The organism is Faecalicoccus pleomorphus DSM 20574 (assembly GCF_000420345.1).
Taxonomy (GTDB): domain Bacteria; phylum Bacillota_I; class Bacilli_A; order Erysipelotrichales; family Erysipelotrichaceae; genus Faecalicoccus; species Faecalicoccus pleomorphus.
This window is the reverse complement of the sequence record NZ_ATUT01000021.1, coordinates 16668-31363: the sequence shown is the minus strand read 5'-3', so window position 1 is coordinate 31363 and position 14696 is coordinate 16668. Positions and strand designations below refer to the sequence as shown.

At 38.5% G+C, this 14696-nt stretch carries 14 protein-coding genes and 1 pseudogene; 8 read left to right on the top strand and 7 right to left on the bottom strand.

Annotated elements, in window-relative coordinates:
- The 3 genes and pseudogenes from G413_RS12205 to G413_RS0108790 all read left to right on the top strand — a co-directional run.
- Nucleotides 1-296: pseudogene (locus G413_RS12205) on the top strand (hypothetical protein); the annotation flags it as partial.
- Nucleotides 297-820: 524 nt separating this feature from the next.
- Nucleotides 821-3154, top strand: coding sequence for an HAD-IC family P-type ATPase (locus tag G413_RS0108795; protein ID WP_022790523.1), 2334 nt, complete (start codon nt 821-823; stop codon nt 3152-3154).
- 52 nt (nt 3155-3206) lie between these two features.
- Nucleotides 3207-3530, top strand: coding sequence for a hypothetical protein (locus G413_RS0108790; RefSeq protein WP_022790522.1), 324 nt, complete (start codon nt 3207-3209; stop codon nt 3528-3530).
- A gap of 241 nt (nt 3531-3771) precedes the next feature.
- Here G413_RS0108790 and G413_RS0108785 read toward each other — a convergent pair whose 3' ends face one another.
- Genes G413_RS0108785 through G413_RS0108775 form a run of 3 tightly spaced genes read right to left on the bottom strand, consistent with a single transcriptional unit; the run spans nt 3772 to nt 5659 of the window.
- Nucleotides 3772-4308: a flavin reductase family protein gene (locus G413_RS0108785; RefSeq protein WP_022790521.1), complete on the bottom strand. Its 537-nt coding sequence runs from the start codon at nt 4306-4308 to the stop codon at nt 3772-3774.
- 1 nt (nt 4309) lies between these two features.
- Nucleotides 4310-4798 (bottom strand): peptidylprolyl isomerase, encoded by a 489-nt coding sequence (locus G413_RS0108780; RefSeq protein ID WP_022790520.1) that lies wholly within the window; start codon nt 4796-4798, stop codon nt 4310-4312.
- Between the two features lie 3 nt (nt 4799-4801).
- Nucleotides 4802-5659, bottom strand: coding sequence for a DegV family protein (locus G413_RS0108775; protein ID WP_022790519.1), 858 nt, complete (start codon nt 5657-5659; stop codon nt 4802-4804).
- A 79-nt stretch (nt 5660-5738) separates the two neighbouring features.
- Between G413_RS0108775 and G413_RS0108770 the strand changes: the two genes are divergently transcribed.
- The 5 genes from G413_RS0108770 to G413_RS0108750 all read left to right on the top strand — a co-directional run bounded on the left by G413_RS0108770 (nt 5739) and on the right by G413_RS0108750 (nt 11037).
- Nucleotides 5739-6488: an LD-carboxypeptidase gene (locus tag G413_RS0108770; protein WP_022790518.1), complete on the top strand. Its 750-nt coding sequence runs from the start codon at nt 5739-5741 to the stop codon at nt 6486-6488.
- 15 nt (nt 6489-6503) lie between these two features.
- Nucleotides 6504-7325, top strand: coding sequence for a hypothetical protein (locus G413_RS0108765; RefSeq protein WP_022790517.1), 822 nt, complete (start codon nt 6504-6506; stop codon nt 7323-7325).
- Nucleotides 7285-9264: an ATP-dependent DNA helicase RecG gene (locus G413_RS0108760; protein ID WP_022790516.1), complete on the top strand. Its 1980-nt coding sequence runs from the start codon at nt 7285-7287 to the stop codon at nt 9262-9264. Before G413_RS0108765 ends, G413_RS0108760 begins: the two co-directional genes overlap by 41 nt.
- A 9-nt stretch (nt 9265-9273) precedes the next feature.
- The gene (locus G413_RS0108755) at nt 9274-10122 is read left to right on the top strand and encodes a hypothetical protein (protein ID WP_022790515.1); all 849 of its coding nucleotides are present in this window, start codon (nt 9274-9276) and stop codon (nt 10120-10122) included.
- A 348-nt stretch (nt 10123-10470) separates the two neighbouring features.
- Nucleotides 10471-11037: a hypothetical protein gene (locus G413_RS0108750; protein WP_022790514.1), complete on the top strand. Its 567-nt coding sequence runs from the start codon at nt 10471-10473 to the stop codon at nt 11035-11037.
- Nucleotides 11038-11167: 130 nt separating this feature from the next.
- Here G413_RS0108750 and G413_RS12595 read toward each other — a convergent pair whose 3' ends face one another.
- The 4 genes from G413_RS12595 to coaBC form a co-directional block, all read right to left on the bottom strand.
- Entirely contained in the window at nt 11168-11470 is a 303-nt protein-coding gene (locus G413_RS12595; RefSeq protein ID WP_172459582.1) for a transposase, read from the bottom strand.
- Nucleotides 11355-12155 (bottom strand): transposase, encoded by an 801-nt coding sequence (locus G413_RS12110; protein ID WP_022790512.1) that lies wholly within the window; start codon nt 12153-12155, stop codon nt 11355-11357. The genes G413_RS12595 and G413_RS12110 overlap by 116 nt, the downstream gene beginning before the upstream one ends.
- 392 nt (nt 12156-12547) lie before the next feature.
- Nucleotides 12548-13321, bottom strand: a complete 774-nt coding sequence (locus tag G413_RS0108735) for a type III pantothenate kinase (RefSeq protein WP_022790511.1) — start codon at nt 13319-13321, stop codon at nt 12548-12550.
- A complete protein-coding gene (coaBC, locus tag G413_RS0108730; protein WP_022790510.1) occupies nt 13315-14517 on the bottom strand; it encodes a bifunctional phosphopantothenoylcysteine decarboxylase/phosphopantothenate--cysteine ligase CoaBC in 1203 nt (400 codons plus the stop codon). Before coaBC ends, G413_RS0108735 begins: the two co-directional genes overlap by 7 nt.
- Nucleotides 14518-14696 lie beyond the last annotated feature (179 nt).

The window sequence follows — 14696 nt, the reverse complement described above, 5'->3', positions numbered from 1 at the left end:
CTAAACCGAACCAAAAAAACTATACAAGTCGGAATGGAAACAGTCTGGGCGAAGTGAATCAGCTGCATCAGGAATTCAAACAAATGATCAAGCATTATCATGGAGTCTCCATAAGACATCTTCAGCACTATTTGGATTGGCTTGTATTCCGTAAACAGATGAAATACCAAATCAGGGCGGAAGCCAGAAAAACAAAAGCTTATATGTTGGCTATGAAAGGATCTGTTTCCTTTGTGACAAAAGACATATGTTCTTTTGAGTTGCCAATTAATGTGCTTACGCTCTATCAAAATTAAAAACATCATTTTTAATTCTCTGCATCAACTTTTTAGTTGAACTTAGCGTTATTTATTGATGAAATAAAAAAATATCCGAATACGGTTACATCATTAATCCCTTATGCAAAAACTAAATAAGTAAGTAGAGTCATTTGCTGATTTCTATTTTGACCCGTAATCAATAAGTTTAAAAGTGGCTCATAAAAGTGTAACATTTCATTAAATCTCGCTTATTTTTTTGTACATACGATTGATCATTTAATACCGATTGAAGTAAAAGCCAGGAAAGGAACATCAAAACTTTTGCAAACCTTGATTCAAAGTAAACAATATCCTGATAGTCAAAAAGGAATAAAAATCGCATCGTAGAACATAGGGTTTTGAAAAATACCTTATTTTTGTGCATTCTTATTTAAACGAACTTTGAAGACCAGAACTTTTTAAAAAAGGAAGAACGTCATCATTAATAAAAGTTAAAAACCACAGGACAATGTTAATAATTCTTTAAGATTTGAATCTGTATTTTTTGTTATACTAGAAATATGGACATAAAAGATATTAAAGTAACCGATATGGATAAAGGCTTAAGTGCCAGTCAGGTCTTAAATGCGAAGTCGAATAAAATAGAAGATCAAAGCTCAAAATCATACAAAAAGATTTTACAGGCAAACATTTTTTCTTTGTTTAATGCGATCAATGTCTTCTTAGCTTTTTTGGTTGTTTTGACAGGTTCTTATCGCAACATGCTCTTTATGGGCGTTGTGGTTGGAAATGCTCTGATTGGAATCGTTCAAGAGGTTCGATCAAAGAAAAAGTTGGATGCGTTGGCATTGTTGAATCAACAAAAAGCACACGTTTTACGAGATGGAAAGGTCGATAAAATCCCAGTGGATGAAATTGTGGAAAGTGATTTGATTTTACTGCAGGCCGGTGACCAGATTTGTGTGGATGGCTTCCTTGTTTCTGGTGAAGTAGAATGCAATGAATCACTGTTGACAGGAGAAAGTGATGCGATCCATAAGAATCAAGGAGATACCTTGTATTCGGGAAGTTATGTGGAGGCAGGACATGCCAAGATGCAGGCTGTACATGTCGGGGAGGATACATATGTCCACTCTATTTTGAAACATGCGAAAAGAGAGAAGAAATACCCTTCACAGCTTCGTGATTCGATCAATTCGATCATTCGTTTTTGTACGATTATATTGTTTCCGGCAGGTATTTTGTTGTTTTTGAAGTCTTTTTTCATCTCGCAATATAGTTTGAATGCATCGATTTTAAGCACGGTTGCAGCTGTTGTAGGCATGATTCCGGAAGGGCTTGTCATATTGACAAGTATTGCACTTGCGATTGGGGCTTTGCGCCTGGCTAATCAGAAAGTGCTGGTGCAGGAGCTTTATTGTATTGAGACATTGGCAAGAGTGGACACACTATGTCTTGATAAAACCGGAACGATAACAGAAGGCAGTATGAAAGTGACCGGTATCGAATCATTATCAAATTATTCGCAAAATGAAATTCGAACGATTCTTTCCAGAATGTTTGGTGCTCTACAGGATGAAAATGCTACAGCGTTAGCTATTCGTGAATATTGCCCGGTTGAAGTGGTTCCGGTTAAACAGATCATACCTTTTTCCAGTTCTCGTAAGGCAAGTGCTGTATTGTTTGAAGAAGAAGGTTATATCATAGGGGCTTATCCTTTTATCGTGAAGCAGCCGGATGCATCGATTGTGGAAAAAATTGAACAATACGCCAAACGAGGTATTCGTGTTTTAGCGTTATGCAAGGCTAAAGAAAGTGTACAAGATTCTTTATTGGGGGATCATGAACCAATCGGTTTGATTTTGATCCAGGATGTTTTGCGAAAAGATATCCAGACGATCCTTTCTTATTTCTACAAGCAGGGGGTCGATATCAAGATCATTTCTGGAGATGATGCCAATACCGTGCAGGCGATTGCACAAAAAGCAGGGGTGCAAAGCTTGGCGGTTGATATGAATACCGTACAGAATATCGATTTGGCATTAAGAGAATATTCTGTATTTGGCCGTGTTACACCGGAACAGAAACGAGATATGATTCTGGAATTAAAGAAACAAGGGCATACGGTAGCCATGACCGGTGATGGTGTCAATGATGTTATGGCCCTAAAAGAAGCAGACTGCTCCATTGCGATGGGGTCTGGTTCCGAAGCTACAAAAAACATCGCATCTTTAGTATTGTTGGAGGATCAGTTTGCGGCCCTGCCTTCCATTTTGAATCAGGGACGTTGCGTTATCAATAATATTCAAAGAACGGCTTCTTTGTTCTTAGTTAAGACATTGCTTTCATTAGGATGTTCATTGCTGACATTATTTTTATTGGAAAGCTATCCATTTTTACCCATTCAATTGACGTTGATATCTTCATTGGCAACAGGACTTCCAAGCTTTGTACTGACACTGGAACCGAATACAACACGCGTGCAGGGGCACTTTTTAAGAACTGTTTTCTCCAAAGCTTTACCGGGTGCATTCTGTATTTTGCTGGCTATTATTGGTGTCTATTGTTTTGATGTTTTAGGACATCAAAATTTAACTTATACACAATTCTCTACGATGTGTACTTTACTTGCCGGATGTAATGCGCTATGTGTGTTAATTTCCGTATGTAAGCCGATGACAAAATTAAGAATGCTTTTAGTGATTTTAATGTGCTCGGCCTTTATCGTTTGTTGTATTGTGCCATCTTTGCAGGCCTGGTTTTGTATTGAATTAGGGGTGTTGACATGGATACAAAAGCTTTATGTGCTTATCAATATACCGATTATATTCGCAGTTGTTTTTGGATTAAGTCGGTTTGTAGATAAAAAACTAAAAGAATTTAAAACAAATTAATAAAGTTTTCCATTTTTTACGTATATATATAACAGAAAGGATGGGAAAATTTATGATAGAGACAAAAAAGATCAAATCCACAAAAGCGTTGGAAGATGTTATTTCTACCATTACGAATCTGGCAGCTGACATGGAAGATGATGTAGATATGATCCTTGCCTTATTTCGCATGGGGAACCAACGTATCATGCCAATCTTGCGTAATGATCTGAAACAAAGAGATATTGTTGCTTTGTTGTCGGCCATCATTGCACAGGAACAGCGAGATGAATTGGCTCCGATCAATTGGAACATGGTTCTTGAAGAAATGTGGTCTCAAATGACAGATGATCAAAAAGATAGTATGTTAGGAAAATCAAATCTAGGTTTGAACTAGGGGCATTGCACAGGCAATGCCTTTTTCGCATTATGTTTGCTTGAATAAGGTGTTGGGGAGTAGAGAAGGAGGTTACTAAATAAAAACCACAGACTAAATGAATTGAAGGGTTGTGCTAATAATAAGTTTAAACGATATGGGAAAGAGTTAAGGGATTTTAAGACGAATAAGGCATATCTTTGAAAAATAGAATTTGAAAGCCTGCAAACAAAAACAGCTGTCAAAACAAACAGCTGCTGTATCAATCTAAAATATATGCTTTTTTTATGTGAGCGATATACATGACATGAATATCCTGATTGCTTCCGGGAACCGAAGAATCTACATCTTGTGGGTAATAGCGCTTTTGAAGCTCTGCCGGTATTTTGTGGAGCTCCTGATTTTGGCTATACAAGACTTCACATTCTAAAGTCAGCGGCAGTTCTTTGATAGCTGGTACATTAACCGTTTCACCGGGAACCAAGGTTAGATTCATTTCTTTGATCTTATCGTGATCTTTTCCACTGCGAGTACCGCAATAACCGATGATGTTTTTGACATCTTGATCGGCAGGAACATTAATAGTAAATTCTTTGGATCGATCTAACATTTCTTTGGTGTATCGACTTGTACGCACAAAGGCTATAAAGATGGGTAAACCCCACTCGATGCCGATCGTACCCCAGCCAATCGTCATTGTATTGACCTTTTCTTTATATTTCGTGGTTAAAAGAACACCTTGATCTAACTTGGACAGGACTTTTTGCGATTCCTTTAAGATATCAATTTCCTTTTTCATGTTATTCCTCGATGAGTACGATAGACTGCATTTTTTGTTCAGTTAAAGGACGATCCTGGAAATTGGTTGGTGTATTGGCAATTTCATCAACCACGTCCATGCCATCTAAAACTTTTCCAAAGGCGGCATATTGTCCATCTAGATGTGGAGCATCCTGATGCATGATGAAAAACTGAGAGCTGGCGGAATTTGGGTCCATAGCCCTGGCCATAGAAAGAACACCACGTTCATGTTTTAAAGGATTGACAAATCCGTTAGATTGGAACTCCCCGGGAATGTTCTTTTTAGAACCGCCCATGCCAGTTCCTAATGGATCGCCACCTTGAATCATAAATCCGGGAATTACACGATGGAAAATCAAACCATCATAAAAGTGATCTTTGACTAGGTTCACAAAGTTTTCTACGGTCTTTGGGGCAATTTCCGGATAAAGCTCAGCTTTGATCTCTTTTCCATTTTCCATTGTTATGCAAATAGTTACTGTTTTCATAAACTAAACCTCCTCTATAAACTGCAAACATGTACATTTCATACCAGTGTGTACGGCAATGACACTACTGATAACTTCAAATTGAATGTTTTCTTCCGGCATACCGGCTTCTAACAGTGTCTTTTTCATCAAATCAACACCTTCCTGATATTCCGTATGAATCAAAAAAGCTTTTGTATGTTGAATATCCTTCATCTGTTGAATGGCTTGTTCAAGTGCAAACTGATAAGCTTTGGATTCGGTGCGTACTTTTGAAAAGACATCGATTTTTCCGTTTGTCTGTTGATTGATCTGTAAGATCGGGAAGATCTTTAACAGAGAAGCCAGTTTGGCAGCCATTGGGGTTAAACGACCGCCACGTTTTAAATGCTCTAAATCTTTTACCAGGATGATCGAATTCGCATTCTGTATTTTTGGCTGCAGACATTCCAAGATTTCTTTGGACGATTTGTGTGCATTCACCAATTTTTTAGCTTGAATGGCCACATATTTCTGTATCTGACAAGTGCTGAAACAATCTAATAATACAAAAGAAATGCCAATTTCCTGTGCTACACTCTGCATAGTAGCTGCTGTAGTGGAAAGACCGGACGTTAATGGAACTCCCAGGATTGTATCATATCCATCGGCCTGAAGCTTTTTAAATAAAGTTTCAATGCGTGAATAAACAGGCATGCTGGTTTTAGGAAGCTCCTTGTTCTTTAATCTTTGATAAATCTGTTCGGTCGTTATTTCTTCTAAATCTTGATAAGCGGTATGCCCGAAGGTGATCTGTAAAGGAAGTACATGAATTCCTAAACGTTCACCTTCTTCAAAGGACATATTGGAACCGGTATCTGTCACAACTGCGATTTTTTCCATGTTCATACCCTTTCTTTGTTTTCTGTCTTTAAGATGGTATCATTATACCATCTTAAAAAAGAGTGTAAAGGAGAGCACTATGCCTAGTAAGATTGGAATATGCCGTTTGTCAAATCCGGTTTATCCGGAATCGATTGAAAATGTATGTCAGGCTTTAGAAAAAGAAGGACATTTGGTTAAGATTACGTCCTATCTGAGTGAAGATGTCGATGGAAAGACAAGAGCCGCGCATTTAAATCAGTGGTTTCAGGAAGATTTTGATTTTATCTTTGATGTGAGTGGTGGTGATCTTGCCAATGAATGCATTCCATATATTGATCTTTTGGCGTATCAAAAGAGTCCATGTATATTTTGCGGATATAGTGATCTGACTTGTTTATTAAATGCTCTGGGGCTCAAAAAGAAGACATTGTTGTTTCAGGTTCGTCATCATGAGCCAATGCAGGAAGTATTGAATTTGGCGAATAAAGATTTTTCGATCGCATATACGGATCAAGCTTATATCGGTGGAAATATTCGTTGTTTTTTAAAGTTGGCCGGAACAGATTATTTTCCAAATTTGGAAGGATGTTCTCTTTTCTTAGAAAGCTATTCCGGCAATCGCTATCGGATTCGCTCATATCTGGCACAGCTGGAAATGATGCATGTTTTTTCTTCTATCGATTCTCTTCTTTTAGGTCAGTTTAGCGAGTTGGATAAAAATCAAGATCGAGAATGGCTGATCGATTGGGGCAAGCAATTCAATATACCGGTTTATCACACTTCCTTGATTGGTCATGCGCCGACTTCAAAGGCTTTGTGGATCGGCAAGGATTCTGTTACACTGTAAAACGGAGGCAATGATATGAAGCAGACTTTTACGAAAAGAAAACCTAGCTTTTCCTTTAAGAACATAATGGCTCCTATGGGGTGGGCCATCTTGTTGAGTTTTCTTTATAATTTATTTTATATTTACGGAACGATTTTTTTAGGCTCTTCTCTATTGTTGATCGTATATACGATTCTTTTGGGAATGGCCTCCGCGGTTGGTTTATACTGGATTTGTACCAAGGTTTGGAAAGTTAAATTTGAACGGACAAAAGAGGTTTTATTGCCGATATTGGTTGTGGAAGCCGCTTTATTGATCATAACATTAGGTGTTTTGTCGCCTTTACATAGTGTAGTCTATGCATTGGATCAATGGTATGTATCGATTCCTTATCAAGTATTATGTGCGCTGTTGATCGTGCTGGCACAGCCTTTGCAGCTATGTATGTACAGTGCTTTGGCACAAAACGTCACCGGCGCAAAAGAAATCAAAGATTATATCAAGGATAAGTTTCTACATTCCTTTAAATCTATCTGGAATCAATACTGTATGATCTTACTGTTGGTTTTATTTATTGATACGCTGACAAGAGGTATTTTTTCCATTGGGGAAGGCTTTGATGGCTATGCGATTCTTTCGAGCATCCTCGTTTTTGGAAATCCGATGTTCTCCTGGATGTTTGCCTTTGTGATGTGGGCTTCGGCCGGCTTGAATACGACAATGTTGATGAATCTTTTCGTTTTATTTTTGACCGGACTTTTTTATCTTGTAGTGGAATGTAATTTTTTATCAAAGGTGGGAGTGACATGGATTGATCATGGAACTAAAAAAACTAAAACTCACAAAAAGAAGAAGTGATTTTCTTCAAAAGATGAATGCGAAAACGGTGGAAGATGTACTTCGTATCTATCCTCTTCGTTATGACTCCAGACAGGCAGTGCCTTTTTCTTTGTGGAAAGTAAAGGATAATGTCTGTTTTGAAGGTTTGATTTGTTCAAAGGCAGTTGTGGTTCGCTTTGGCAAGAATCGCTCTATGACAAAGTTTAAAGTCATCAGCTGGAATGAAGAATTAACGATCACTTTATTTAATCGTCCATGGACAACGCAGTTTACCTATGGAAAAAAGATTACTTGTTTTGGGACGTATCAAGGACAGAATAATGTCACAGTAGCACAATACAATTTTAAACCAATCGAAAAGCAGTTAGGGATCATACCGGTGTATTCTTTAACCGAAGGAATGAAACAATCGGATATACAAGCCATTATCGATGCCGCTTTGCCTTATGCCGATACGATAGAATCTGTTGTACCGGAACGACTGGTTAAAAAATATCGCCTTTTGGATCTTTCAACCGTTCTTCATCAGATTCATAAACCACAGAGCCAAAAGGCTTTACAGGCAGCTATACGCACTTTGAAATATGAAGAGTTTTTGCGCTTTCAATGTGTTATGCAGGCTTTACATAAAGAAGAAGTACAAATCAGTAAGAAACCAAAGCATTTTTCGATGAAGAAAGTGGAAGAATTTGTACAGAGCTTTCCCTATGTATGCACGCCAGATCAAAGAAAAGCTATCGATGATGTATTGGAAGATTTATCCAGTACCAAGATCATGTTTCGTATCATACAGGGCGATGTCGGCTGTGGAAAAACCATGGTGGCCAGCACGGCTTTCTATGCCGCTTATCTTTCAGGTTGTCAGTCTTGTTTTTTGGCGCCTACAGAGATTTTGGCACGACAGCACTATGAAAACCTAAAAAAACAAGGATTACCGGTGCATCTTTACGTGTCCGGTTTAAGTACCAGAGAAAAAAAGACGGTTTTGGAATTGCTGGCTGATGGAAGTATCTTGTTGGTGGTAGGAACGCATGCCTTGTTTCAGGAAGCTGTCTCCTTTAAAAATCTAGGCTTTGTGATTGTGGATGAACAACAGCGTTTTGGCGTACGTCAGCGAAGATCTCTTTTGGAAAAGGGAAAAGCCGTCGATCTTTTGATGATGTCAGCAACCCCGATACCAAGAACGGCCGCTCATTTCCTGTTTGGCGATTTGGATGTATCCAATATCAAGACCATGCCGTCGGGAAGAAAACCGGTAAAGACCCAGTATGTACCCGGTTCCAGCATGAAACCCATCTTAAAAGAGTTGTTACAGGGAATCAAAGACGGATGGCAAGGGTATGTGGTGTGCCCATCTATTGAAGAAAATGAAGAAACTTCTTTGCACAGTGTGCAATCCATTTATGAGGGCATGAAGAAGACATTAAAGGATGTATCGATTGCCTTGTTACATGGAAAGATGAGCGCGGCTCAAAAAGAGGAAACCATGCAGCAGTTTGCCGAACACAAAATTGATATCCTTGTCAGCACCACGGTTATTGAAGTTGGAATAGATGTTCCCAATGCGACATGGATGGTGATTTATGATGCGCATCGTTTTGGTTTAAGTACGCTGCATCAGCTGCGAGGAAGAGTGGCGCGAGGTCCAAGGCAGGGGCACTGCTATTTGTTGAGTCCGACAAAAGAAGAAACAGCCATAGAGCGATTAAAAATGTTGGAGAAATACACGGATGGTTTTTCCATTACCGAATACGATTTAAAAACGCGCGGTCCCGGCGATGTGCTTGGCTTTCGTCAAAGTGGTGTTCCCGGTTTCTTGTTTGCCAACTTAAACACAGACCAGGCAATGATGGAATGTTGCGTGCAGGATGCCAAAGAAATTCTGGAACTGCAAAGCGATACGGCGATGTTGGAATATGTGGAGCAGGCACTGGAAAACGCATCGTATTTCGATTAGAATATCCATATGGAACAAGAAAAAATCAAAGATAAAGTCATCTATTTTATATCAATCATCACGATGGGAACTATTCTCATCAGTATGGCTTATTTCTTTTTCTTACGCACGGTTGAAATTGACATCACCGAAAACATTGAAGTTTCCTATACAGGAGAAAACGGTATGGCTACAGTAGAGGTCAATGCCAGAAAAGATGATTTGAATCAGAGAATGCAGGAATTTTTAGATACGGTGGATTTTGAAGCGAGTCCCAATCATGATTTATCCAATGGTGAAGTGGTTACGATTACGGCGACCTATGATGAGAATTTAGCACAGCGCTATCATTATCAGATTACCAATACGACGACAGAGTTGACAGTGGAGGGCTTACAAGACCGATATGTGAATGTATCACAAATAGATTCTTCATATTTAGAAGAGGTTTTAGAAGCCGGGCAGGATTATGTTCAAAATCACGCACAGGAAATTCTAGCGCTGAATGATTCTACCGATGAGGATGAAAATTGGAAATTAGAAAATTTACAGGTGACTTATGCGGCTTTTTTGAAATCCTACTCCTCGGAAGCAACCGATCGTATCATCCAGATTTGTCGATTAGATTTTACATGGAAGGACCAGACAAGAACGCTGTATTATCTGGTTTGTGTGCCGGAAATCAATGATGGAAATGAAGTGCAGACACAAGATATCTTTGGGGAACGTGCTTATATGAGTGAGCAGGAAATACAAAATCAAAGTTTTAGTGAATATGTACAGCGTGTTTTTGGTAAGCAGTACCAAATCGAACAGATTCTACAAACACAAGAAGCAGAAAACCCAGAGACTTCACAGGAAGAAACAGAAAATGAATAAAATGAAAGAGGCTTGATGCACAATGCAACAAGCCTCTTTAAAAATCTAATATCCTACTTTATCAGTATAACATATAAAAATAATATATTTAAGGCTTATAAAATTTTGCTTTTTTTCTTATAATGAAATTGTAAAAAGACAATCCAAATGAAAGCGGTGATAATCATGGGAACTCTTAATTCAAATCAGCAAAGGGAAGAATCTTTATCTTTTTATGGAGTTACAGATTTATGGGGTTATAGATCATAGAAAAATTATCAAAGCAAGAAATCGGAGAAATGTTATGAACGACATCAAAAAAAATTAATTTGTTTGGTTTGCAGTTCTGTACTCATTGGTGTTTTTAATATGAATGTACGAGCTGAGGAAAATGGATACGGATGTCCGGTTCGAACGCTAATTGATCATGGCACGGTTGAAAATCAAGAGTTTTTAAATGCAGTGATGAACAATGAGAATTTAGATTTTACCGATGAGAATATAATTATTGAATATTATGCAGATGGAACAGCGAGTATAACGCACATTATTGATCAGAATCTGGTAGAAGTTTTTACACCGCTGACAAAATCAGATGAGGAAGCCATTAAAAATATTTCAAATGCTAAGAATCAGGCAAGGTCTGCAGGATTGATACTTCTCTGGCAAGGAATTGTTGAGTTGGGTAAATTTGTTGGAACAGCAGGATCTATTGTGAGTTGGGCTTGTAAAGTTATTAGCATAACTGGATTAGGAAATCCTTGTGAGTATGTGACCAAAGCATTGGTGAATTCCATTGGTTCTGCACCCAAAGCAAGGTTTGAAATTACACAGTATATGCAAAAAGACGCATCTTGTCCATATCCACCAAACTCTTTACAATGTTCGCAACCTCCGTATGCTTATAAAAAGACAACTTATAGGAGAGTAGCATGAATTCAGAGTACGTGTTTCACGGTTTTATGCTGATGTTATTTGTAATCTGGTTTGCAGTGATAAAAAAAACGAAGAGTAGCAGTAAAAACGTCTATTTAATTGAAGCATCTGCACTAAGTGTGGGTAGAAATCATCTAAGCTTATAAGATAGTTTGATTTCATAGTATAACCGGGAACATACGATCATGATCATATCGATAAGATTCTGTATATTCCTGAATCCATATGACTTTCGTATCAACACTTTGATCTTGTTATTGATGGATTCTATACGCGCATTCGATAATCCATGTCTTACGGTCGCAATGATCGCGTCCTTATGTCGCCGTATCTTTTTGCTTAATTCTACAAATGGTTTCAGCTTGCTTCGACATGCCCATGACAACCAGGCTTTTAATTCTTTCTCTATTGTATCCTTCCTGCACTGAAACACTTTTCTTAGTCCTTCTTTTAACTGATCGGGCTCCATCAGCGGATGTCAGTTCAATAGATTCTCTTTGTTCCTGTGTTAAAAGGGCAAAGAAAGAACTTAACACTTCTTTCCCCGTGCCTTTGCCTACCCAGATCACTTGATTCGTATCATGATCTACGACAACCGTAATATATTTGTGGCCTTTGCGATAACTCGTTTCATCAATACCAATTCGTCTCAAGTTTTTGAATCGTATGGAACTGTCCGGTTCAAGACGATCCTTTGTACGTGAAAGAATCATACCTACAGTACGCCAATTGATACGCATCAGTTTCGATACTTCCGTGCGGTTGAGATGCAAAGCCAGATAAGCGACCTGCTGTTCAAATTCCCTGGTAAAACCGGAATGATGGTGAGCCCATGGAACCTGTTCGGTATGGATTCCATGGACAGGGCATTGAACACGATTCACATGGGAAAGAATATATACTCTACAGGGTCCAAAATCTAAAGCTCTCCAAGACCTGTATTCAGTAGTAGAATCATATCCGTTGCACTTTCTGCCACAGACTGAACAACGGGATCTTTGTCCTTTTGTGATTTCAACACGAATATATAGAGAAGATGAAACATGATCAAATTCTGCATTAATTATCTTGATACAATTGACATTGAGAATGGATTTTAGTAATTTTTTAAGTGCCATATGGTATTCCTTTCTTGGTTTGGTCGCTTAAGAAAAATACCATATGGTTTTCTTATATTCAAATATTCTTATTTTATACGATGAATAAAAGCGATATTCATTCTTTTGATAAAGATCTACCCACATTTAGTACAGAAGAGCCATTTAATTTTTGAAACAATATGTTTAACCATTTATAGTTTATATTTATTGATAACTGGTTTTGGATGGTATTTATGTTTTTACTCTACTTTAAACTGCTTTGTTTGGAGAGAATTGCGATAACATCTTATAGGGATATGAAATGTACGGTTCTTTATGTATATGTATCAAAAAGTACTTTGATGCATGTAAGATAATCTTAATTCGTAATATCGATCCAATATCTAGATAGTCATAACAAAAACAAGGAGTTATTCGGACTCCTTGTTTTTATCGTAGATGATTTTTAGTCCTTTGAAGATGAGGTTTGGATCGTAGACATCGACCAAAGGGATATGGGAACAAACCACACGACCTAAACCACCTGTTGCGATGACTTTGAAATCTTTTCCGATTTCTTTGCGGTATTGTTTAATGGTATATTCCACACCGCCTAGATATTGATAAAAGATTCCGCCCTGCATCTCGGCTTTCGTGTTTTTGGCTAAGATCGTAGTAGGTCTTTTGATTTCAATTTCAGGAAGCTGGGCTGTTTGTGTCCATAAGGCATTGGCACCGGTTTCAATACCGACACTGATTGAACCAGCTTTAAAACAACCATTTTCATCGACATAGTCATAAGTGGTCGCGGTTCCAAAGTCAATGACAAGGACAGGGCCTCCATACTCAAAGTAAGCTCCGGCGCAATCGGCAATTCGATCGGAACCCACACTTTTCGGGTTTTCCAGTTGTACGCTGATACCGCTTTTAATACCGGGACGTACGATCAAAGGTTCTATGCCTAAGAATTTGACGATTCCATTTTGAAATGAGTGCATGACTTTCGGAACAACGCTGGATACGATAACGTCTTCAATATCTTCTTTATAGACTTTGGAATTATCCAAAAATGTTTTCAACATAAATCCATATTCATCACTGGTACGACGAACTTTGGTCGTTAAGCGATAATTTCCAATCAAAGTATCTTGATCAAATATACCGATGGTGATGTTTGTATTTCCAATATCAATGGCAACTAACATAAAGATTTCCCTTCTTCAATTTCTTTCATGGTACGCAAGATCAAAAAGCCTAATTCTTCTTTTGTGCATTTTGGCAAATGCTTCAAGGTGTTTTTTGAAACGAGCGTCACGACATTCGTATCGGTCTGAAAACCGGCACCTTCTACTTTTAGATTGTTGGCGATCAACAGATCACAGTTTTTGCGAATGCATTTCTCTTGTGCGTTTTTATCTAAATCTTTGGTTTCCATCGCAAATCCACAGACAATCTGATTTTCTTGTTTGTGCTGGCCGATCCATGCCAGTATATCTGGATTAGGCACCATTTCGATTTGCGTTTCTTCCTTTGTCTTTTTGATTTTATCGGATGCGACTTTGGCAGGACGATAATCCGCTACGGCTGCAGCCATAACGATATAGTCTGCTTTCTGTGCTTCTTCCTTCATCACTTCAAACATATCCAGAGCAGTTGTCACAGGAATGGTATGAACACCATCGACCGGTGGTAAAGAAACCGGCCCGGATACTAAGGTGACATCCGCTCCTAATTCTTTGGCAGCCTTGGCAATCGCATAGCCTTGTTTGCCGCTGGAATGATTGGATATAAATCGCACCGGATCGATAGCTTCCTGTGTGGGTCCGGCCGTGATCAGCACCTTTTTGTTTGATAAGTTTTTTTCTTGTTGAAAGGAGCGCACGATCATGTCGCGTACAGTATAGATATCGGCTAATTTTCCTTTTCCGGTATCATCACATGCCAGATGACCAACAACCGGCTCAATGATTTGGTAGCCTAATTCTCTGGCAAGCTTTAAATTGTTTTGTGTGACTGGATTTTCATACATATGAACATTCATGGCCGGAGCTATCCATTTTGGACAGGTGCAGGCCAAAAATGTCGTTGTGACCAGATCATCACTAATGCCATGCACGACTTTAGCAAGCACGTTGGCCGTGCAGGGAATCAAAAGCACCAGATCGGCCCATTTCGCAAGACTGATATGGGCGATAGGGTCCGGATTGGATGGGTCAAAGAGGTCAACTTCGCATGGATGAGAGGATAAGGTCGTAAACGTCAAAGGAGAAACAAATTCTGCCGCGTGACTTGTCATCATGACGCGAACCTCCATATCTTGTTTTTTTAGTTGGCTGACCAGGTCGCAGGCTTTATAAGCGGCTATACCTCCGGTTACACCGATCAATATATGTTTTTTCATAAAGAATTCCTTTCGATTTTCAATATTCAGATTATATCACGTTTTAAAGACATGAAAATCTCCTTTTTGTGTTTTTTTTCACAAAAAGGGAAACAATATGTTGTTTTCATAAAAATGTAAATTATGAAAATAAGAAACAAAAAGGATTTGTTTTTTCATACATTCGATGTAAAGTATGT

Coding starts and splice junctions, on each gene's coding strand:
- G413_RS0108760 (WP_022790516.1), top strand. CDS start 7,285: ATGGAACTAAAAAAACTAAAACTCACAAAAAGAAGAAGTGATTTTCTT.
- G413_RS0108755 (WP_022790515.1), top strand. CDS start 9,274: ATGGAACAAGAAAAAATCAAAGATAAAGTCATCTATTTTATATCAATC.
- G413_RS0108785 (WP_022790521.1), bottom strand. CDS start 4,308: ATGAAAAAGGAAATTGATATCTTAAAGGAATCGCAAAAAGTCCTGTCC.
- G413_RS0108770 (WP_022790518.1), top strand. CDS start 5,739: ATGCCTAGTAAGATTGGAATATGCCGTTTGTCAAATCCGGTTTATCCG.
- G413_RS0108765 (WP_022790517.1), top strand. CDS start 6,504: ATGAAGCAGACTTTTACGAAAAGAAAACCTAGCTTTTCCTTTAAGAAC.
- G413_RS0108735 (WP_022790511.1), bottom strand. CDS start 13,321: ATGTTAGTTGCCATTGATATTGGAAATACAAACATCACCATCGGTATA.
- G413_RS0108750 (WP_022790514.1), top strand. CDS start 10,471: ATGAATGTACGAGCTGAGGAAAATGGATACGGATGTCCGGTTCGAACG.
- G413_RS12110 (WP_022790512.1), bottom strand. CDS start 12,155: ATGGCACTTAAAAAATTACTAAAATCCATTCTCAATGTCAATTGTATC.
- coaBC (WP_022790510.1), bottom strand. CDS start 14,517: ATGAAAAAACATATATTGATCGGTGTAACCGGAGGTATAGCCGCTTAT.
- G413_RS0108775 (WP_022790519.1), bottom strand. CDS start 5,659: ATGGAAAAAATCGCAGTTGTGACAGATACCGGTTCCAATATGTCCTTT.
- G413_RS0108790 (WP_022790522.1), top strand. CDS start 3,207: ATGATAGAGACAAAAAAGATCAAATCCACAAAAGCGTTGGAAGATGTT.
- G413_RS0108780 (WP_022790520.1), bottom strand. CDS start 4,798: ATGAAAACAGTAACTATTTGCATAACAATGGAAAATGGAAAAGAGATC.
- G413_RS0108795 (WP_022790523.1), top strand. CDS start 821: ATGGACATAAAAGATATTAAAGTAACCGATATGGATAAAGGCTTAAGT.